19 protein-coding genes are annotated in these 18,481 nt (G+C 74.7%); 3 read left to right on the top strand and 16 right to left on the bottom strand.

Going from position 1 to position 18,481, the window contains the following annotated elements; translation table 11 throughout:
- The first annotated feature begins 12 nt into the window (after positions 1–12).
- A complete protein-coding gene (locus tag MNY60_RS24100) occupies positions 13–1,203 on the top strand; it encodes a glycosyltransferase family 9 protein (RefSeq protein WP_242336230.1) in 1,191 nt (396 codons plus the stop codon).
- Here MNY60_RS24100 and pgsA read toward each other — a convergent pair.
- From pgsA to MNY60_RS00795, 3 genes are all read right to left on the bottom strand, one after another.
- Positions 1,101–1,826 carry a CDP-diacylglycerol--glycerol-3-phosphate 3-phosphatidyltransferase gene (pgsA, locus tag MNY60_RS00785; RefSeq protein ID WP_242336234.1) on the bottom strand — a complete coding sequence of 242 codons (726 nt, stop codon included), beginning with the start codon at positions 1,824–1,826 and terminating at the stop codon, positions 1,101–1,103. The genes MNY60_RS24100 and pgsA overlap by 103 nt on opposite strands.
- 181 nt (positions 1,827–2,007) lie before the next feature.
- Positions 2,008–3,381, bottom strand: coding sequence for a tetratricopeptide repeat protein (locus MNY60_RS00790; RefSeq protein WP_242354426.1), 1,374 nt, complete (start codon positions 3,379–3,381; stop codon positions 2,008–2,010).
- The gene (locus MNY60_RS00795; RefSeq protein ID WP_242336240.1) at positions 3,378–4,007 is read right to left on the bottom strand and encodes a lytic transglycosylase domain-containing protein; all 630 of its coding nucleotides are present in this window, start codon (positions 4,005–4,007) and stop codon (positions 3,378–3,380) included. Before MNY60_RS00795 ends, MNY60_RS00790 begins: the two co-directional genes overlap by 4 nt.
- An 89-nt stretch (positions 4,008–4,096) precedes the next feature.
- Here MNY60_RS00795 and nadB point away from each other — a divergent pair, with 89 nt between their 5' ends.
- Positions 4,097–5,704, top strand: a complete 1,608-nt coding sequence (nadB, locus tag MNY60_RS00800; protein WP_242336243.1) for an L-aspartate oxidase — start codon at positions 4,097–4,099, stop codon at positions 5,702–5,704.
- A gap of 34 nt (positions 5,705–5,738) precedes the next feature.
- Here nadB and MNY60_RS00805 read toward each other — a convergent pair whose 3' ends face one another.
- From MNY60_RS00805 to MNY60_RS00840, 8 genes are all read right to left on the bottom strand, one after another.
- On the bottom strand, positions 5,739–6,383 hold the full coding sequence (locus MNY60_RS00805) for a hypothetical protein (RefSeq protein ID WP_242336246.1): 645 nt from the start codon (positions 6,381–6,383) through the stop codon (positions 5,739–5,741).
- The gene (pyrE, locus tag MNY60_RS00810; protein ID WP_242336248.1) at positions 6,380–6,976 is read right to left on the bottom strand and encodes an orotate phosphoribosyltransferase; all 597 of its coding nucleotides are present in this window, start codon (positions 6,974–6,976) and stop codon (positions 6,380–6,382) included. Before pyrE ends, MNY60_RS00805 begins: the two co-directional genes overlap by 4 nt.
- The gene (locus MNY60_RS00815; protein WP_242336251.1) at positions 6,973–7,752 is read right to left on the bottom strand and encodes a ParB N-terminal domain-containing protein; all 780 of its coding nucleotides are present in this window, start codon (positions 7,750–7,752) and stop codon (positions 6,973–6,975) included. Before MNY60_RS00815 ends, pyrE begins: the two co-directional genes overlap by 4 nt.
- 18 nt (positions 7,753–7,770) lie before the next feature.
- Positions 7,771–8,310 (bottom strand): polymer-forming cytoskeletal protein, encoded by a 540-nt coding sequence (locus tag MNY60_RS00820; protein WP_242336254.1) that lies wholly within the window; start codon positions 8,308–8,310, stop codon positions 7,771–7,773.
- Between the two features lie 2 nt (positions 8,311–8,312).
- Positions 8,313–8,681, bottom strand: coding sequence for a polymer-forming cytoskeletal protein (locus MNY60_RS00825; protein ID WP_242336257.1), 369 nt, complete (start codon positions 8,679–8,681; stop codon positions 8,313–8,315).
- Between the two features lie 110 nt (positions 8,682–8,791).
- The gene (locus MNY60_RS00830) at positions 8,792–9,658 is read right to left on the bottom strand and encodes an alpha/beta hydrolase (RefSeq protein WP_242336260.1); all 867 of its coding nucleotides are present in this window, start codon (positions 9,656–9,658) and stop codon (positions 8,792–8,794) included.
- Between the two features lie 31 nt (positions 9,659–9,689).
- Positions 9,690–11,645, bottom strand: a complete 1,956-nt coding sequence (locus MNY60_RS00835) for a tetratricopeptide repeat protein (RefSeq protein WP_242359835.1) — start codon at positions 11,643–11,645, stop codon at positions 9,690–9,692.
- Positions 11,646–11,714: 69 nt separating this feature from the next.
- Positions 11,715–12,350, bottom strand: a complete 636-nt coding sequence (locus tag MNY60_RS00840; RefSeq protein ID WP_242338506.1) for an excisionase family DNA-binding protein — start codon at positions 12,348–12,350, stop codon at positions 11,715–11,717.
- 29 nt (positions 12,351–12,379) lie between these two features.
- Here MNY60_RS00840 and MNY60_RS00845 point away from each other — a divergent pair, with 29 nt between their 5' ends.
- Positions 12,380–13,192, top strand: coding sequence for a carbon-nitrogen hydrolase family protein (locus MNY60_RS00845; protein ID WP_242338507.1), 813 nt, complete (start codon positions 12,380–12,382; stop codon positions 13,190–13,192).
- Between the two features lie 41 nt (positions 13,193–13,233).
- Here the strand turns inward: MNY60_RS00845 and MNY60_RS00850 are convergent, their stop codons facing one another.
- The 5 genes from MNY60_RS00850 to MNY60_RS00870 all read right to left on the bottom strand — a co-directional run bounded on the left by MNY60_RS00850 (position 13,234) and on the right by MNY60_RS00870 (position 18,471).
- The gene (locus tag MNY60_RS00850) at positions 13,234–13,956 is read right to left on the bottom strand and encodes an MXAN_2562 family outer membrane beta-barrel protein (protein WP_242355380.1); all 723 of its coding nucleotides are present in this window, start codon (positions 13,954–13,956) and stop codon (positions 13,234–13,236) included.
- Positions 13,953–14,861 carry a fibronectin type III domain-containing protein gene (locus tag MNY60_RS00855; protein WP_242338511.1) on the bottom strand — a complete coding sequence of 303 codons (909 nt, stop codon included), beginning with the start codon at positions 14,859–14,861 and terminating at the stop codon, positions 13,953–13,955. Before MNY60_RS00855 ends, MNY60_RS00850 begins: the two co-directional genes overlap by 4 nt.
- 154 nt (positions 14,862–15,015) lie before the next feature.
- On the bottom strand, positions 15,016–16,038 hold the full coding sequence (locus tag MNY60_RS00860; protein WP_242338513.1) for an aspartate-semialdehyde dehydrogenase: 1,023 nt from the start codon (positions 16,036–16,038) through the stop codon (positions 15,016–15,018).
- Between the two features lie 76 nt (positions 16,039–16,114).
- The gene (locus MNY60_RS00865; RefSeq protein WP_242338515.1) at positions 16,115–17,017 is read right to left on the bottom strand and encodes a TIGR01777 family oxidoreductase; all 903 of its coding nucleotides are present in this window, start codon (positions 17,015–17,017) and stop codon (positions 16,115–16,117) included.
- Positions 17,018–17,019: 2 nt separating this feature from the next.
- Positions 17,020–18,471: a site-2 protease family protein gene (locus MNY60_RS00870; RefSeq protein ID WP_242338517.1), complete on the bottom strand. Its 1,452-nt coding sequence runs from the start codon at positions 18,469–18,471 to the stop codon at positions 17,020–17,022.
- Between the last annotated feature and the right edge of the window lie 10 nt (positions 18,472–18,481).

The following is an 18,481-nucleotide window of genomic DNA, read 5'->3' on the forward strand; positions in this document are numbered from 1 at the left end:
TCCGCGGCCCTCGTGACGACCCGGAACGCACCCAAGGACCCGCCCTCCTCCGCCCTCGCGCAGCTCCGCGAGGCCTCCCGCAAGAGCGCCGAGGACAAGCGGCTCCGCGCGCGCGTGGGCGGCGGGAAGAGCCGCGGCGCCGCGGGGAACGCGCTCCGGGCCCTCGGCCGCGCCCTCGTGCTCGGCCTCGCGAACCTCGTCTGGCCGCGTCCCCGCGCGGCGCAGCCGCCGCTCGCCTCCATCCGCAAGATCCTCGTCATCCGAGTGGACGAGCGCGTCGGGAACCAGCTCCTCACCACCCCGCTCCTCCGCGCCCTGAAGCTCGGGCTGCCTCGCGCCGAGCTCCACCTCCTCGCGCCGCGGCAGGGCCACCTCGTCGGCTCGCCGCACGTGGACCGGGCGATCCTCTGGCAGAAGCGGGACGCCTTCCGCGCGCCCGGGCGGTTCCTCGGCCTCGTGCGCGCGCTGCGACGCGAGCGCTACGACCTCGTGGTCGAGGCGGGCCACTGGTCGGCCTTCTCGCTCACCGCCGCGCTCCTCGCGCGCATCGTCGGCGGACGCGCAGGCTTCATCGTGGGCCACGACCGCGGCGACTCTGCCCGCTTCCTCTCCCACCCCGTCGCCCACGATGCGGCGAACGCCGTCGAGGTGCCCGCCAAGCTCGAGCTCCTCCGCCCGCTCGGGCTCCCGCCGAGCGGCCTCGAGCTCGACACCTCGCTCGGCGAGGATCTCGGCCCGGCCGACGCGCTGCTCGCGGGCGCGGGGCTCGCCGGCCGGCCGTTCGCGCTCCTCAACCCCGGCGCGCGGCTCGCCGACCGGCGCTGGCCGCCGGAGGCGTACGCAGCGGTCGCGCGCGGCCTCGCGGCGCGCGGGCTCGCGGTGCTCGTCGTGTGGGGTCCGGGCGAGGAGCCGCTCGCGCGCGCCATCGCGGAGGGCTCGGGCGCGACCCTCGCACCGCCCACCGATCTCGCGCTCCTCGCCGGGCTGATGCGCCGTGCGCGGCTCGTGGTGTCGAACAACTCGGGCCCGATGCACCTCGGCGTCGCCGTGCGGACGCCCACAGTGGGCGTCTTCTTCCGCGGCGACTCCGCGCGCTGGGGTCACCGCGTGCCGGGCTTCGCCGCCGCGGAGGTGCGCGCCGAATCCGAGACGGACGCGGTGCTCGCCGCCTGTGACCGGCTGCTCTCCGCCTCGCGCGGGTAGCCGGCCGCGCGGTCGCGTCCGTCGGAGCGCGCCGGGGTGCGGTAGACCGCCTCGATGAAGCTGGTGAAGTACTTCAGCGCCGACCAGACCGAGAAGAAGAGCGAGATGTAGAGCAGCCACGTCCCGACGCGGTTCGCGTCGAGGTCGAACGAGAAGAAGATCGCGTCGATCGGGTACGTGTAGTGCAACAGCAGGAAGGTGATGGAGGCGACCTGGAAGGCCGTCTTGTGCTTCCCCTCCTGCCCCGCCGCGATGACGATCCCCTCGCTCATCGCGATCGTGCGCAGGCCCGTCACGATGAACTCGCGGGCCATGACGACGATCACCACCCAGGCGGAGACGCGCCCGAGGTGGACGAGCATCACGAGCGCCGCCATCACGATGAGCTTGTCGGCGAGCGGGTCGAGGAACTTCCCGATCACCGTGACGAGGTTCTTCTTGCGCGCGACCCAGCCGTCGAGGAAGTCGGTCGCGCCGGTGACCGCGTAGACGACGCAGGCGATGAAGCTGTCGACGCGCGACTCGTGGAAGGTGAACCAGAGGAACACCGGGATCATCGCGATCCGCGTGAGCGTGATCGCGTTGGGCGCGTTCAGGAACTCCCGCGCGAGCGAGCGGCTCATGGCGCCCCTCGCTTGCATGGAGCCGTCGCGAGACGCGCGATGCCGTCGCCGGGCCGGGCGCCCCGAGGAGTGAGCACCGCAGGCGTGCCTGTAAGGCACGTCGAGGAGCGCAACGACGAGGCCGCCCGGCGGAGGCAGGCAGCGTGCGTCGCAGCAGGCTCCCTGCGGGCGGGTGGCGCCATCATGGCGTGCCCCCGCCCCCACGCTCCGCCACCGCCTCCGGATCCGCGAGCGCCCGCCCCTCGCCGGTCAGCTCCACCGCGAGCGGCGCGCCCTCGGCCTCGTCGGCGAGCGGCCCGAGCCGCGGCGTGAGGGCGCCGGTCCAGCCGACGAGCGCGGTGAGCGGGAGCCGCACCGGCGTGCCGGGCACGACGTCGATCGCGACGGGCTCGCCGCGAGACGCGACGAGCAGCGCGCCCTGCCCGCGGATGTGTACGAGGTTCAGCTCGCCCGCGGACGACGGCACCCTCCCGTTCTCGAACGCGAGGCCCGCGTCGAGGCCGCACACCGCGTCCTCGCGGAAGTAGGCGGCCTCGCCGCCGAGCTCCAGCGCGGTGAGGCGCCGGTCGCCGGCGCGCAGGAGGAGCACGCCGTCGCCGCTCGCGTGGTACATGCGCGCGGCACCCTGGCCGAAGGGCGTCTCGGTCACGCGCCCGCGGAAGCGCTTCACGTCCCCGGCGAGCGCGACCTGCCCGCGGATCGCGAACAGGCCCTCGAGCCGGACGCGCAGCTCGCCGCGCACCGCGACCGCGAGGACCCCGTCCTGCACCGCGAAGGGAGCGGCCCCCTCGAGCGCGAGGACGCGGGAGGCGGCCCACGCGGAGAGCGCCGGGGGCGAGGCCTGCGCGATCGGGGCAGGAGGAGCGGCGCGCTCGTCCTCTGCCGCGAGGGCCGCGGACGCCGCGTCGAACGCGTCGGATCCGGAGAGCGGAGCTTCGGCGGCGAGATCGGCGACCGGCACCGGCGTCGCGAGCGGCTCGAGCTGCTCAGCGGGTAGCGGTTCGCCGGGGGCGCCTTCGTCGGCGACGGCAACGGGCGGCGCGGCCTCCTCCTCCGCGCCGGCGGGGCCGGCGAGGAGCGCGTCGCAGCGCGCGATCATGTGCTCGGCGCCGGTCCGCTCGAACCAGGCGCGCGCGGCGGCGGGGTCGCCTCCCTCGAGCAGCGCGAGGCCGAGGTAGCCCATCGCCTTGCGGTGGTCGGGGTTGAGGTCGAGCGCGATCTGGAGCTGCCGGGCCGCGTCGGCGTGGCGCTTCGCCTTGAGGCGCGCGAGCCCGAGGTTCACGCGCGCCGCCGGCTCGACCGGGCTCTCGTCCACGAGCACCTGCCACACGTCGCCCGCGTCCTCGAATCGGCCGAGGCGGTAGTACGCCTGGCCGAGCAGGCCCAGGACCTTCACGTCCTTCGGGCGCAGCGTGCGCGCCCGCTCGAGGGCGGCACGCGCGCCGTCCGCGTCGCCGGCGCCGATGAGCTCGGTCCCGCGCGAGAGGTGGAACAGGAACTCCTCGTCGAGTCCCTCGACCTCGTGGGTGCCGCCGCGCCTGGCCAAAGGGTTCACTTCCCGGCCTTGTAGGCCTCGTACAGGGCGACGACCTTGCGGACGTACTCGCGCGTCTCCGGGATGTTCGGGACGTCGCCGCCTGCGCGGCGGACCGCCTCCGGCCCGGCGTTGTACGCCGCGAGCGTCCTCATGAGATCGCCCTGGTACTGGTTCGCGAGGATGCGCAGGTAGCGCGCCCCGCCGTCGATGTTCTGGCCCGGGTCCCAGGCGTCGGACACGTACATGTCCTTCGCCGTCCCGGGCATGAGCTGCATGAGTCCCATCGCGCCCTTCTCGGACACGGCGCGGTGATCGAAGTTCGACTCGACCGACATCACCGCGAGGAGCAGCGCCTCGGGCAGCGCGTAGCGCGCCGCCGCCGAGGTGATGTGGGCGCGCCACTGCGTGTAGCGCTCGTCAGCGGACGCCGCCGGGCGCGCGCGCGCCTGCGACCCGGAGCGATAGACGCCGCCGCCGCTCCTCGCGCGGTTCACCCGGCGGTAGCGCGGGTCGTTCGGCGCGTTCGAGAAGTGCACCACGCCGTCCGAGTCGACGTACGAGTAGACGTCTCCGCCCCGCGCCAGCGCGGGCGCGCAGAGGAGCCCCACGAGGGCGAGGCCGACGAGGGAGCGAGGGCCGGACATGCGGTGGGAAAAACCTACCAAGAGCACGTCGGGACGGACAACTTTATTCCCCCACCGGCACGCACACACATGCGCTACACAATGACGCCATGAATACCCTCTCCCCGCGCGAGCACGTCGACTTCCTCGTCCTGGGCGGCGGTGTCGCCGGCCTGACGTTCGCCCTCGAGGCCGCGAATCACGGCTCGGTGCTGGTCCTCACGAAGCGGCAGCGCTCGGAGGGCTCCACGCAGTACGCCCAGGGCGGCGTCGCCTCGGTGCTCGGGCCCGACGACGACTTCGAGCTCCACATCCAGGACACGCTCGTCGCCGGCGCGGGGCTCTGCCGGCGCGAGGCGGTGGAGGTGACCGTCCGCGAGGGACCCGATCGCATCCGCTGGCTGATGTCGCTCGGCGTGGAGCTCGATCGGGAGGCCCCGGATCGGCTGCACCTCACCCGTGAGGGCGGCCACTCGCGCCGTCGTGTCGCGCACGCGAAGGACACGACCGGCCGGGAGATCGAGCGCGCGCTCCTCGCCGCCTGCGACGCGCGCGGGATCCGCATCGAGGAGGACCACGTCGCGGTCGACCTGGTGACGAGCGGCAAGGCCGGCATCGGCGGCCCGAGCCGGGTGCTCGGCGCGTACGTGCTCCACCGCGACACCGGCGTCGTCTCCACCCTCTCGGCGGGCGCGACCATCCTCGCCACCGGCGGCTCGGGCAAGGTCTACCTCTATACCTCGAACCCCGACGTCGCGACCGGCGACGGGGTCGCCATGGCGTACCGCGCCGGCGCGACGGTCGCGAACATGGAGTTCTTCCAGTTCCACCCGACCTGCCTCTTCCACCCGCAGGCGAAGAGCTTCCTCATCAGCGAGGCGCTCCGCGGTGAGGGCGGCATCCTCCGCAACGCCGCGGGCGACGCATTCATGGTGCGCTACGACCCGCGCAAGGAGCTCGCGCCGCGGGACGTCGTCGCGCGCTCCATCGACGCGGAGATGAAGAAGCGCGGCGACGACTGCGCGTTCCTCGACATGACGCACCTGCCGAAGAGCTTCCTGCTCGAGCACTTCCCGCACATCTACGCGACGTGCAAGGAGTTCGGCATCGACATGGCGGCGCAGCCGATCCCCGTCGTCCCGGCCGCGCACTACCAGTGCGGCGGCGTCGTAACGGATCTCGTCGGCCGCACCTCCATCCCGCGCCTCTATGCCATCGGCGAGGTCTCCTGCACCGGCCTGCACGGCGCGAACCGGCTCGCCTCCAACTCGCTCCTCGAGGGCCTCGTGTTCGGCCGGCGCGCCGCGCTGCGCGCCGCGGACGAGCTCTCCGAGGGGAGCGGGCCGCCGCCGCACATCCCGGACTGGAACCCGGGCTCGGCGCTCGCGCCCGAGGAGGGCGTCGTCGTCGCGCACAACTGGGACGAGCTCCGGCGCGTGATGTGGAACTACGTCGGCATCGTGCGCACGCAGAAGCGGCTCGAGCGCGCGCGCACCCGCATCGCCATGCTGCGGAGCGAGATCCGCGACTATTACTGGCAGTACAACCTCACGCCGGACCTCGTCGAGCTCCGGAACCTCGCCGACGTCGGGATGCTCATCGTCGAGTGCGCCCGCCAGCGCAAGGAGTCGCGCGGGCTGCACTACATCCTCGACTACCCCAAGAGCGACGATCGCTGGCTGCGCGACACGCTCATCACGCGCGGCGATCTCGAGTAGCGGGGCCGCTCGCGCGGCGGCCGCGCCGCGAAGGTCAGCGCCCCTCGGGCGGCGACGGCTGGATGAGCGGCGTGGGGAGCGGCGGCGAGGTGTAGTCGAGCTCGAGCACGCCGAGCGCGCTCGCGATCTCGAGCACGTAGCCCTCGTCCGCGAGCGGTCCCTCCTTCGGGACGGGGAACTGCACCCGGTAGACGGTGTCGAACGGGCCCACCCAGGGGAAGAGGCCGTGCAGCTCGTCGTCGGCGTCGGCGATGTGCGCGCCGACGCTGACGAGCTCCCCCGCCTCGCTCTTCACCGCCACGTGCCAGATGCTCCTCGGCGCGTCGAGGTCGTTCGCCCTCGACGAGGGCGTGTAGAAGACGAGCAGGAACTCCTCGCCGGCCGCCGCCTCGGCGCGCTCCCTCGCGAGCCGCTGCTCGAGCTCCTCCGCCGTCCACCCCTTCCACTCGGCGAGGCGGCGCGCGCGCGCCTCGCGCACCGGGAGCGACAGGTGGGTCGCGGTCGCGGTCGCGCGGTGATCGAGGCCGTCGTAGAGCAGGTCGCGGCGGGTGGCCTGGTCGCGCTTCTCCGCCCACTCGCCCTGGTCGGTGCGGGGATACGGCGTGCGCGAGCGGATCGTGCAGCCGGCCGCCAGGAGCGCGAGCCCCAGCAGGGCGCGGACCACCGCGGCGCGGGTCATCCGAGGAAGTCCTGGCGCGTGAAGAGCGCCTGGAGCGGCACGCCCTGCGCCTCGATCGCCTCGCGGCCGCCCTCCATCCGATCCACGAGCGCGAGGCACGCGACCGGCTCGAGCTTCTCCGCCCGGCAGCGCTCGATGGCCTTGAGCGCGCTGCCGCCCGTGGTCACCACGTCCTCGATGACGACGACGCGGCTGCCGTCCGGGATGGTCTTGCGCCCCTCGATCCACTGCCCGGTGCCGTGGCCCTTCGGCTCCTTGCGGACGATGAACGAGTCGACCGTGCCGGGGGGATGAACGCCTCCCAGACCGCCCGCTCGCTCGTGCTCCAGGAAGCTCGTGAGCGCGATCGCGCTGGCGATGGGATCGGCGCCGAGGGTGAGGCCGCCGACGCCGCGCACGAGCGGCTGGATGCGGCGGACGCGGTCGAACAGGAGCCGGCCGACGAGGACGTGCCCCTCGGCGGTGAGCGTCGTCCGCTTGCAGTCCACGTAGAAGTCGCTCTCCTTGCCGGAGGCGAGGATCACCTTCCGGCGCTCGAAGGAGAGCTCGCGCAGGAGCTCGAGGAGCCGGGCGCGATCGGTGTCGAGGCTCATTCTTCCTCTCCCTCGAGGTGCGGCAGGAGCGCCGCCACCCAGCGGGCCTGCGCCAGGATCTGGCGGCGGCCCTCGGGCGGCAAGTCTGCCCAGGCCCCCACGGCGAGCGCGAGATCCTGGTTGAGCTCCCAGAAGCGCCGCGCCACGTCCTGAGCGAGCTCGTCCGGGGTGACCTCCACGGGGACCTCCTCGGGGACCAGGCGCTCGGCCTCGTCGGCCTCCTGCTCGCGCTCGAGCGCGGCGTCCTCGTCGGGCGCGGGCGCCGGGGCCTCGGCTGCGGCGGGCGCGCCCGCCTCGAGGAAGGCGAAGAAGCGCTCGCGCAGCTCGGGCTCGAGCGGCGCGCGCACGCGCGCCTCGTCCACGAGTTCGTCCGCCCACGGCGCGACTCCCGTCCCGGCGAGCCGCTCCCGGAGCGCGCCCAGGGCCGCGCCGTCGAGCGGCTCGGTGAGCAGGGCCTGCCCGAGCGCGACGCCCCAGGCGTCCTCCTCGGAGAGCTGCTCGTGCACGCGCGCGAGCACCCGCTCGCGCATGAGCATCCGGAGCGCGGCCAGCCGGCGGAAGCCGGCGACGACCTGGTAACGGCCCGGCGCCGCCGGGTCCGGCCGGAGCTCGACGGGCGAGAGCTGACCGAGGCGGCCGATCGAGGCCGCGAGGTGCGACACGTCGCCCTCCGGGCGCACCCGGAAGGTCGCGTCGTCGGTGACGGCGGCGAGGGGTACGAACGCGACGGCGCCCGTCGCATGGGCGGGCGCCGTCGTGCGCGGCTCGAGCTCCACGGCGAGCCTCGAGACCGGCTACTTCCGCTTCACGATCACCTTGCGCTTCACCGCGCCCATCGCGACGGGCGCAGGGGGCGCGGGCGGCTTCGGCGCGGCGACGGCCACGGTCTTCTCCTCCATCTTGCGCTCGATCGGGACCGGGCGCGGCGCGGGGCGGAGGGCCGGGCGCGACGGCAGCGGGGCCGGGCGCGAGACGACGGTGCGCGTCTCGCGCTCCGCCTCCACGTCCACCTCGCCCATGTCGATGCGGCCGCGGAAGCTCGCGCCGTCGACGATGATCACGCGCGGCGCGCTGATGTCGCCGACCATCCGGCCTTCCCGGGTGATCTCGACCGACTCGGTGGCGGTGACGTTGCCGACGATGGCGCCGGAGATGATGCAGTTCTTGACCTGGACCTCGGCCTTCACGACGCCGGTCGGCTCGACCACGAGGGTCTTCGTGAGGGTCAGCGTGCCCTCGACCCGGCCGCGGACCGTGAGGTCCTCGTCGCCGTTGAGGGAGCCGCTGATGAGGATGGACTCGCCGATGATGGTGCTGCCGTCGATGGTCGCCACGGTCACTTCCCCTTCGTTTCCTTGACGTCCATGTCCACGTTGCCCTTGAAGAGGGCGCCGTCGGCGATGAGGATGCGCGGAGCGCGGATGTCGCCCACGACCTTGCAGTCGGCCTTCAGCTCGACCTTGTCGCTCGCGGCGATGTTGCCCGTCACCTGGCCCGACACCTCGACGTTCGCCGTCTCGATGTCCGCCTCGATGACGCCCGAGCCCTCGACGTAGAGGCTCTCGCGCAGGCTGATGCGGCCCTTGACCGTGCCCTGGATGACGAGGTCCTCGTCACCCGAGATCTCGCCGTCGATCACGATCGAGCTTCCGATCACCGTGTGTGCGCCGCTGCGCGGCGACGGGACCTTCTCGATGCCAGCCATTTTCAGACGTCCTCCGGGAGCTTCACGTCCGTCGCGGACCCGCGTGGAGTGAAAGACCGGGGCAGGATAGAGGGCCTCTCCAGGGGGCGTCAACCCGCCTGAACGCCTCTTCACTTGGCGTGGGAGGAGAGCCACGCGATCGCCTCGGCGATGGGCCGATCGCGCTCCACCTCGTTGAAGATCTCGTGTCGGAACCCGTCGTACACCACGAGCCGCTTGTCCCTCGATCGCGCCGCGTCCACGAACGCGCGCGCGGCGGCCACGTCGGCGATGCGGTCGGCGCCCGCGGCGAGGACGAGCAGCGGCGCCTCGAAGCGCGCGGCGCCCCGCAGCACCGCGGCCTGCGCCCGGGTGGACTCGGCGAACCAGCGCGGCGTCGTGGCGCGGCCGTAGAGGGGGTCGTGGTCGGTCCAGCGCTGCAGCTCGAGGTCCGAGGTGAGGTCGGCCACGTCGAGCCCGGCCGACATCCGCAGCCAGGGGACGACCCGCCCGGCGAGCTTCGCGGCCAGGAGCTTCACCGCCGGCGGGTGGAACGCGAGGCGGAAGTACGGCGACGACAGCACGAACCCGTCCACCTCGCCGCCGCGGGCGAGCCCCCACGAGGCCGCCACGAGCGCCCCCTGGCTGTGCGCGAGGACGAACAGCTTGCCGGCGACGCCGTCGGCCCGGAGCTTCGCCACGAACGCGCCGAGGTCGGCGAGGTAGTCGGAGAACGCGTCCACGTGCCAGCGCTGGCCGTCGGACTGGCCGTGGCCGCGCAGGTCCACGAGCGCCACCTGGAACCCCGCGCGCACGAGCGCGGAGGTGACGGCCGGGTAGCGGCCGGAGTGATCGCCCGCGCCGTGGAGCACGATCACCGTGGCGCGGGGCGAGGGCGGCGTGTAGCGCTGCCAGTAGAGGCGAAGGTGGTCCGCCGAGTTGAGGAAGCCCTCCTCGTGGCGCGCCTCCGCCTCGGAGGGAAAGGAGGGGACCGGCATCCGCGGACGCTAACGGCGCGCCGCCGCGGGGTCAAGGCGTGGAGGGGGAGCGCGCCGTGGCCGCGAGCTCGCGCAGCTTCCGCTCGATCCCGGCCTTGCGCCCGGCGTCCGCCGCGCCCTCGTCGTCGTCGCCCGGGTCCGCCCCGAGCGCGCGGCGGTAGGCGCGAGCGGCGTCCCCCGTCCGCGAGAGCGCGCCGTAGGCGTCCCCGAGGTGCTCGAGGATGACCGCGTCCGGCCCGGCGAGCGCGTCGGCCTGCTCGAGGAGCTCCGCCGCGCGGGCGAACTCGCCGCGGCGGAACAGCACCCAGCCGAGCGAGTCGAGCACGTGGCCGGATCGCGGCCTTAGCTCGAGGGCGCGGCGCAGGAGCCGCTCCGCCTCGTCGAGCCGGTCGCCGCGCTCCGCGAAGGCGTAGCCGAGGAAGTTCAGCGCGTCGGGGTAGTCGGGGTGGAGCGCCAGGAGCGCCTGCATCTGCGCCACCGCCGTGTCGGGCTGGCCCGCCTGGTGGTACGTCGCGCCGAGCGCGTAGAGCAGCGCCTCGTCCCGCGGCGACGCCGCGAGGGCCGCCCGCAGCGCGGCGATCGCCTCCTGCGGCCTGCCCGCCCGCACGAGCGCCTGCGCGAGCGCGGTGGTGAGGTCGGCCACGTCCGCCCTCGCCGCCTCCCCGCGCCGCGCCTTGTCGGCCACGGCGGCGCGCAGGACCGCGATCCCCTCTCCGCGGCGTCCGGCGCGGGCGAGCACCGCCGCGCGCGCGAGGAGCAGCCGGACCTCTCCCGGGAAGGCGTCGAGCGGCGCCGCGAGCGCGCGGTCCGCCTCGGCGTGGCGCCCGGCGCGGGACAGCGCGTCCGCGAGCGCGGCGCGCGCCGGCACCCAGCTCGCCCCGGCGCTCGGCGGCACCGTCGCGAGCGCGGCGGCGGCCTCGGCGAAGCGCCGCAGCTCCCGCAGCGCGAGCCCCTCCACGAAGCGGAGCCGTCCGTCGGGGCCCGCCTCCCGCACTCCTTCTCGCGCGGCGGCGAGCGCCTCGACGGGCCGGCCGGCGTCGAGCCACTCGAACGCGATCCGCAGCTGCGCCTCGACGCCCTCGCCGGCGGCGCGGGCGTAGCGCTCGAACCACTCGCGCGCCCGCGCGAGCTCTCCCGCCTGCGCCGCGAGCCTCCCCATCGCCGCGAGCGTCGCGGCGTCGTCCGGCTCCCGGCTCAGGATCGCGAGCCGGTCGTCGCGCGCCTCGCCCGGGCGGCCGAGGGCGTCGTGCGCCGCCGCGAGCAGGCGGAGGGACTCGAGCTCTCCCGGCTCGAGCTGCGCGGCACGGCGGAGGTGGCGCTCGGCGAGCCCCGCCTGGTCCCGGTCGAGCAGCGTCCGGCCGAGCTCGCGGAAACCCGCGCTCGCCTCCTCCGGCGCGCGCGCCGCGAGATCCTCGAGCGTGCGGGTGGCGGCCGCGTCGTCGCCGGTGTCGAGATACAGATCGGAGAGGACCCGCCACGGCGTCGGATCGACCTGCTCGCCGCGCGCCGCGAGCCCAGTCTCGACGCGGATGGCCTGGCGCAGGGCGAGCGTCGCCTCCTCGAGCCGGTCGCGCTCCACGGCGAGCCGCGCGAGGAGGACGTGCGCCTCGGAGGCGGCCCGGCCGGCGTCCCCTGCGCGCTCGACGGCCGCGCGCGCCTCGGTCTCGGCCGCGTCGAACCGCTCGAGCTCGAAGAGGGCGCCGGCGAGCGACACGCGCAGCTCCGGGCTCGCCGCGTCGTAGGCGACCGCGAGCGCCAGCGCGTCGGCCGCCCCCTGCGCGTCGCCGGCTCGCAGCCGCCGGTGTGCGTCCAGGTAGCAGGCGATGGCGCGCGCGGAGGCCCAGCGGCGCCCGCCGCCGTCGGAGCCCTCCGCTTGCCCGGCGCGGGGTGCCGTTTCGCCCGGGCCGGAGGCGGCGAACGCGGTCCCCGCGGTGCTCGCCAGGACGAGCACAGCGGCGACGAGGGCGGGGCGCGCGGCGGCGTTCATGACCGTGAGCAGGCGAGGGAGCGAGCGCTTCAGGAACGGGATCGAGCATAGCGACCCCCTTCCGGCGCATCAATCCGAGAGGGGGCGGCGCGGGGGGCGCCGGGTGCGGGTGGAGGTGGGCGAGCGCCCGCCATCGGCGCCGCGCTTCCCCGCCGGCGCGAGCGCGCTCGCGACGGCGCCCTCCAGCGCGCCGTCCGCGGGCGGAGCAGCCACGACCTCGGCACAGCCCGCCTCGCGCAGCGGCGCGAGCCAGTCGGGGTGCCCGACCGCCACGATCGGCGTCGCGCCGAGCTCGCGATCGGTGCGCAGGGAGCGCAGCACCTCGCCGCCGTCCGCCGCGGGCGCGTGGATGACGAACACGTCCGGCGTGAACCGCGCCGCGGCCGCGCCGGCGGCGAAGCCCGGCGACGCCTGGTCCACCGCGTAGCCGGCCGCCGCGAGCTGCCGCGCCGCGCCCTCGCGCGCCGGCCCGGGCTCGGCGATGACGAGCGCCTTGCGCCGGGCGTGCGCCGCGTCGTCGAGATCCGCAGGCAGCGGCATGCCGTGGCGGATCATGAACGTCGCGAGATCCTCGCGGGCGATGCGCCGGTGTCCACCCGGAGTGCGGTGCGCCTTGAGCCGGCGCGCCTTGATCCAGTTCACCACCGTGGGCAGCGAGACACCGAGGAGGCGGGCGGCCTCGAACGTCGTGTAGTAGCGGTTCATCGCGCCTCGAACATGGTAAGGACATCGACATGGCGCCGTCCGCTTACCTCATGGGCGCGGTCCAGATGACCTCCACCGCCGACCGGGCGCGGAACCTGGAGGTGGCGCTGCGTCTCGTCGAGGACGCGGCCGATCTGGGCGCGCGGCTCGTCGCCCTGCCAGAGAACTTCTCCTACATGGGCCCCGAAGAGGGGCGGATCGCCGGCGCCGAGCCGCTGGAGGGGCCCACGCTCGGCGCGCTCCGCGAGCTGGCCAGGCGGCGCGGGATCTTCGTCGTCGCCGGCTCCATCTCCGAGAAGGTGGACGACCCGCGACGCACGGCGAACACCTCGGCGCTCATCGCCGACGACGGCCAGATCGTCGCCGCGTACCGCAAGATCCACCTCTTCGACGTGAACATCCCCGACGGCGCACGCTACGCCGAGTCGGAGGGCGTCGTGCCGGGGGACAAGGTCGTCATCGCGCCCACGCCGCTCGGGCGGGTCGGCCTCACCATCTGCTACGACCTGCGCTTCCCGGAGCTGTACCGGAAGCTGGCGAGCCTCGGCGCGGAGGTGATCACCATCCCCGCGGCGTTCACGCTCTTCACCGGCAAGGATCACTGGGAGGTGCTCGTGCGCGCGCGCGCGATCGAGAACCTCGCCTACGTCATCGCGCCGGCGCAGGTGGGCCGCCACTCGGCGAACCGCCAGACCTTCGGGAACGCGATGATCGTCGACCCCTGGGGCGTCGTGCTCGCGCGCTGCCCGGACGGCGAGGGCGTGTGCGTCGCGCCGTTCCGGCGGGACCGGCTGGAGAAGGCGCGCCAGGAGCTGCCGGCGCTCAAGCACCGGAAGCTCTAGGTGCGGCGCACGAGGCCTGCCTGCGCCGGGCAGGCTCAACTTCAAAACACCAGCATCAGGCCGCCCTGCAGCGAGACGCCGTCGGTCGAGAGGTTCCAGCTCTTGCCGCTGCCGAAGTCGTCCACCTGGGCGCGGGTGACGTCGAAGAACAGGTACGTGTGGTTCACGCCCGTGTCGTTGTCGAGCTCGCGCGCGAGCCCGGGGTCGAAGGCGTCGAGGAGCAGCGCGGCGCCGCCCGTGACGGACCAGCCGTTCGTCGCACCCTTCTTGGACCAGTCGCCGGTGCCCCCCGTCACCCACCAGTTGTAGCGCTCGAAGGCCGCGCGCCCGTAGAACGACAGCGGCACGAAGCGGTAGTGCTCGGCGAGCCAGTCGAGGCGGAGCGTCACGGTCGCGCTGGTCGGGACGATGGCGAGGGTGGTCTTGTCCGGCGACGGGACGAGGACCGTGGTGCCGTCGGGGTTCGCCTGCTCGATGAGCCCCTTGCCGTTCTTCTGGAAGTACCCGGTCCGCAGCCCGACCTCGATCGCGCCGAGGTCGTTCGCGAAGATCGCCTTGGAGGCGCCGAGGCGGAACATCCAGCCGCTTCCGCCGCCGAGGATCCGCTCGTACGGCCCTGGCCTGGTCGCGAACTCCGAGTCGAGGTCGGGCGTGTAGGTGCCCGCGCCGATCTCGAACGAGCCCCACTTCGGGGAGCGGTCCTGCGCGGCGGCGGGCAGCGCGAGCGCCGCGAGGGCGAGGGCGAGGAGGAGCTTCGCGTTCACTTGCGCCTCCGGAACGCCAGCGCGAGCGCGGCGCCGAGGATGCCGAGCGCGCCGGCGGGGCCGCTCGCGCAGCCGCCCTGCTCCTGCCCGCCGCTCGAGTGGTAGTACTCCCAGAAGTCCTCCACCGGCTGCGGCGTCCCGGTCTTCGGCTCCGACGGCTGGCTCGCGTTGTCCGCCGAGGAGTAAGCAACCACGGTCACCTGGTACTCGACGAGGTTCGTGAGCCCGTCGATCCGGCCGCTGACCCGGCCGGTCTCGTCGAGGATCTTCCCGGACCAGTGATCCCGGGCGTCCTTCGTCGCGTCGGTCGCCACCGCGTGGATCTTGAAGTAGCTCGCGTCGGCCGCGCCGCCCGTGCCGTGATCCCACGAGACGCGCAACCCCTGCTCTCCCGGCTCGACCGTCACGTTGGCCGGGCTCGCGGGAGCCTTCAGGTCGAGCTTCATCGAGCCGTTCGCCGAGGCGCTCGCGTCGGTCTGGCCGGAGGGGACGAAGTGGACGCAGACGTAGATCGTGCGCGCCGTCGTCTCCGCGCAGGAGTAGCCCGTCGCGAGCACGAAGTCGGCGGTCCGGAAGTCGGCGCTCTGCGGGTTGGCGGTGGCGCTGATGTCCTCGCCGATCTGGGCCGCGCGCACGCTGTCCGCCGGGACGTCGCTCGTGTCGCAGAGCTTGACCGCGTTCGTGGTCGTGGAGGTCGGCGCGCGCGAGGACGCGTAGACGCGATAGGTCCCGCCCGCGACGCCGGTGGCCGCCACCGCCCACGAGAGGCTCACGGTCGTCGTGCTCGCGGGATCGCAGTCCGCGGAGCCGAGGAGGTTGTCGGGCGTGAACGTGACCGTGCCCGCCGTCTGGGCGCGGACCAGCGCGGGCAAGGCCAGCGCTGCGAGGAGGAGTGCTCGGCGCATGATGGGCGCCGATTCTGCAACCGGAGCGCCAGGGGGGCAAGGGAACGATCCCCCCCGACTCCCTCGCGATTTCCGGCTCGCTCGAGCCGCGCGGGCGCCGGCGGGGCGCCAAAATGGCAGCGCCCGCGCGGGCGGGCTGACAATTTGGCAGAGGCTAGAGGTGCTGCTCGGCGAGGACCCGCGCGATCTGCAGGGCGTTCGTGGCGGCGCCCTTGCGCGTGTTCTCGACGACCAGGAACAGGTCGAGCCCGCGCGCCTGCGAGCGGTCCTCGCGCAGGCGGCCCACCAGCACGGCGTCCTCGTTCGCCGCGAGCATCGGCATCGGGTAGATGCCCTCCCCCGGCGTGTCCACGACCTTCACGCCCGGCGCGGCCCGCAAGAGCTCCCGCGCCTCGCTCACCCCGAGCTTCTCGCGCGTCGTGACGTTCACCGCGACGGCCTCGCCGTAGAAGACCGGCACCCGCACCGCGGTCGCGGTCAGGCGCAGCTCGGGCGCGCCGAGGACGCGGCGGGCGTCGCGGACGATCCCCTCCTCCTCGTCGGTCGCGCCGCCCTCGCCGAAGGCGCCCACCTGCGGGATCAGGTTGAACGCGAGGCGGTGCGGGAAGCGCGCCGCGGGGTCCGGCTCCTTGAGGCCGAGCAGGTCCCGCGCCTCGCGCTCGAGCTCTGCGACGCCCGCGCGGCCGGCGCCGGAGGCCGGCTCGTACGTCGAGACGACGACCCGCTCGATCCCCGCGGCGCGGAGCGGCGCGAGCGCCAGCGCCACGGCCGTCGCGGTCGGGCCGGGCGTCGCCACCACGCCGCGTGCGCGGAAGGCGGCGATCGCCTCGGCGTTCAGCTCGGCGACGACGAGCGGCACCTCGCCGTCGGCGCGGAACGCGGGCGAGACGTCCACCACGGCGCAGCCCTCCGCCCACGCCCGCGGCGCCCACTCGCGCGCGACCTCGGCCCCGGCGCAGAAGAGCGCGACGTCGCAGCCGCGGAACGCGCCGTCCGCGAGCGGTGCGACGCGCAGGTCGTCGCCCTGGAACTCGACGAGCTCGCCCGCCGAGCGGGGCGAGGCGAACGGGCGGAGCGCCTTCACGGGGAGGTCGAGCTGGTCGAGCGCGTCGAGCGCAGCGCGCCCGACCTCGCCGGTGGCGCCGACGAGGGCGAGGGTCATGGGGAGCTTGGGCACGGCGGTTCTCCTGGGCGCGAGGTTCGGGATGCGGTCGAGGCGGGCGTCGGTGAGGTCGAGGTCGAGGGGGCTGCCCTCAGCTCCCGAGCAGCTCCCTGAGCGCGGCCTCGAGGGTCGGAAAGCGGAAGCGGTAGCCGAGCTCGAGCGCCTTGCGCGGCACCACCCGCTGGCTCCCGAGGACGGCCTCGGCGGCCTCGCCCACCGCGAGCCGCACGGCGACCTCCGGCGCGGCGAGGAAGCTCGGGCGTCCGAGCACCTTGCCGATCGCGCGCGCGAGGTCACGGTTGCGGACCGGCTCGGGCGCGCAGGCCGCGAGCGGCCCCTCGACGCGCGCGTCCTCGAGCGCGAAGCGCACGATCCCGACCTCGTCGGCGAGGTGGATCCAGGGCATCCAGAAGTCGCCCCTCCCGAGCGGCCCGCCCGCGAAGAGGCGGAACGGCCGGACGAGCTTCGGGAGCGCGCCGCCGGCGGGAGAGAGGACGATCCCGGTGCGCAGGAGCACGAGGCGCGCCCGCGCCGCGGCCGGCGTGGCGGCGGCCTCCCACTCGCGGCAGACGTCGGCGAGGAACCCCTCCCCGCCGGAAGAGCCCTCGTCGAGGAGCTCGTCCCCGCGCGAGCCGTACCACCCGACGGCGCTGCCGGAGACGAGCACCCGCGGCCCGCCCGCGCGCACGACGGCGGCGATGCGCTCCGTCGCGCGCACCCGGCTCTCGCGGATGCGCCGCTTCTTCGCGGCGGTCCAGCGCCCCTCGACGATGGGCTCGCCCGCGAGGTTCACGCAGGCGTCGCACGCCGCGAGCGCCTCCTCCCAGCCGCCTCCCTCCGCCGGATCGCCGGTGAGGACGCGCGTACCCGCCGGCAGGATCCGGTCGGCGCCGCGGCTGCGGGACAGCGCGGTGACCGCGTGCCCGGCCTCGAGGAGCGCGCCGCAGAGGGCGCGCCCGATGAGCCCCGTGGCGCCGGTGACGAAGACGTGCATGGTCAGGACAGGATCTGCGCGGCGACGTTCGCCCCCGGCACGTGCGACATGAAGTGCACGAGGGCGAGCAGCCCCGCCGCGAGCGCGGCGTAGCCGACGCCGAAGAGCGCCATCTCGAGCGGCCGGAGCGGCGCGGCCTTCGCGGCCTGCTCCATCCGCTGGAGGTCGCGCACGAAGAACGCCTCGGACGGCGAGCCGAGCGGCGGCCCCGCCACCGCGCGCAGGTAGCGGAACTGCGCGGGCCCGAAGCGCGCGCGCTCGGGCAGGAGCCGCAGCGCCCGCCCGCCCGCGCGCGCCTGCGCCTCCGCGACGAGCTCGAGCGCGCCGAGGAGCGCGATGATCCAGACGAGCTCGTAGCCGAGCGTCGTCCCCACCGCGACCGCGGCGCCGAGGCCCAGGATCGTGAGCGCGACCCCGAGGGTCGAGGAGAACGAGAACGCGAAGGCCTGCATGACGCGCCCGCCGTCGAGCGGGGCGATGGGGAGCAGGTTGAAGAGGTTGATCACCGCCCACCAGGTGGCCACGGCGGCGAACATGGGATCGCGCGTCCAGAGCCAGAGGGCGGCGGGGAGGAGGGCGAACAGGGAGCCCCACAGCGGCCCGTTCAGCGCGACGTACGCCTGCTGGCGGCGCGAGGTGAACGCGTCGTCGGTGACGGCGATCGCCCCGAGGAACGGCACGAAGTACATGCCGCGCACGCTCATGCCGGTCCTCCGCATCGCGTGGACGTGGCCGTACTCGTGGACGAAGAGCTGGACGAGGAGCGCCACCGCGAACTTCCAGGAGAAGAGGACGCCGTAGGTCGCCGCAGAGGCGGCCGCCCAGCCGAGGTTGGCGGTCTTCGCGGCCTTGGCGACCGTCCCGCCCAGCTTGCCGAGGAGGCCGAGCAGGCCCACCCGAGATCGCCGCTCTCCCGCGGCCGGCGCCCCGGTGGGCGCGGGCGCCGCCTCGACGACGGGCGGAGCGAGCAGGGCCGGCGGCAGGACGTGCCACGCCGGAGCGCGCTGGACCACGAGGGCGAGCAGGAGCGGGGCGTCGCGCAGGTCCTCGATCTCGACGTCGGCGCCGTCGAGCCCGCGCACCGCCTCGCACCCGCGCGCGCCGGCGAGGTCGGCGAACGCGAAGGAGCGGCCGCGCGCGTCCGCCACGATGGCGTAGGGCTGCCAGGAGCCGTCGGGGCGCGGGCTCCTCCCGAACCCGAGCCGCAGCTCCTCCCAGCGCGCCGAGAGCCCCGCGTCGCGGCCCTTCACCGCGAGGCCGCCGGCCGTCGCGACGACGCGCAGGCCGGTGAGCTGGCGGAAGGCGAGCGCGAGGGCGGCGGCGACCGCCCCGAACGCGAGCGAGAGCAGGAACGGCGCACCCGCGACGACGCCGAGGACGACGCCGCCGGCGGCGCCGGCGACGAGGGAGAGGAGGACGTTGCGCAGCGCGGGGCGAAAGACGGCGGCTTCCATGGGGGCGTCG

It is taken from the genome of Anaeromyxobacter sp. SG17 (assembly GCF_022690695.1).
Lineage (GTDB): Bacteria > Myxococcota > Myxococcia > Myxococcales > Anaeromyxobacteraceae > Anaeromyxobacter > Anaeromyxobacter soli.

Bases quoted from the DNA above. Each gene is read 5' to 3' on its own strand.
- pgsA (WP_242336234.1), bottom strand. From the start codon at position 1,826: ATGAGCCGCTCGCTCGCGCGGGAGTTCCTGAACGCGCCCAACGCGATC.
- MNY60_RS00795 (WP_242336240.1), bottom strand. From the start codon at position 4,007: ATGTCCGGCCCTCGCTCCCTCGTCGGCCTCGCCCTCGTGGGGCTCCTC.
- nadB (WP_242336243.1), top strand. From the start codon at position 4,097: ATGAATACCCTCTCCCCGCGCGAGCACGTCGACTTCCTCGTCCTGGGC.
- MNY60_RS00805 (WP_242336246.1), bottom strand. From the start codon at position 6,383: ATGACCCGCGCCGCGGTGGTCCGCGCCCTGCTGGGGCTCGCGCTCCTG.
- pyrE (WP_242336248.1), bottom strand. From the start codon at position 6,976: ATGAGCCTCGACACCGATCGCGCCCGGCTCCTCGAGCTCCTGCGCGAG.
- MNY60_RS00825 (WP_242336257.1), bottom strand. From the start codon at position 8,681: ATGGCTGGCATCGAGAAGGTCCCGTCGCCGCGCAGCGGCGCACACACG.
- MNY60_RS00830 (WP_242336260.1), bottom strand. From the start codon at position 9,658: ATGCCGGTCCCCTCCTTTCCCTCCGAGGCGGAGGCGCGCCACGAGGAG.
- MNY60_RS00835 (WP_242359835.1), bottom strand. From the start codon at position 11,645: ATGAACGCCGCCGCGCGCCCCGCCCTCGTCGCCGCTGTGCTCGTCCTG.
- MNY60_RS00840 (WP_242338506.1), bottom strand. From the start codon at position 12,350: ATGAACCGCTACTACACGACGTTCGAGGCCGCCCGCCTCCTCGGTGTC.
- MNY60_RS00845 (WP_242338507.1), top strand. From the start codon at position 12,380: ATGGCGCCGTCCGCTTACCTCATGGGCGCGGTCCAGATGACCTCCACC.
- MNY60_RS00855 (WP_242338511.1), bottom strand. From the start codon at position 14,861: ATGCGCCGAGCACTCCTCCTCGCAGCGCTGGCCTTGCCCGCGCTGGTC.
- MNY60_RS00865 (WP_242338515.1), bottom strand. From the start codon at position 17,017: ATGCACGTCTTCGTCACCGGCGCCACGGGGCTCATCGGGCGCGCCCTC.
- MNY60_RS00870 (WP_242338517.1), bottom strand. From the start codon at position 18,471: ATGGAAGCCGCCGTCTTTCGCCCCGCGCTGCGCAACGTCCTCCTCTCC.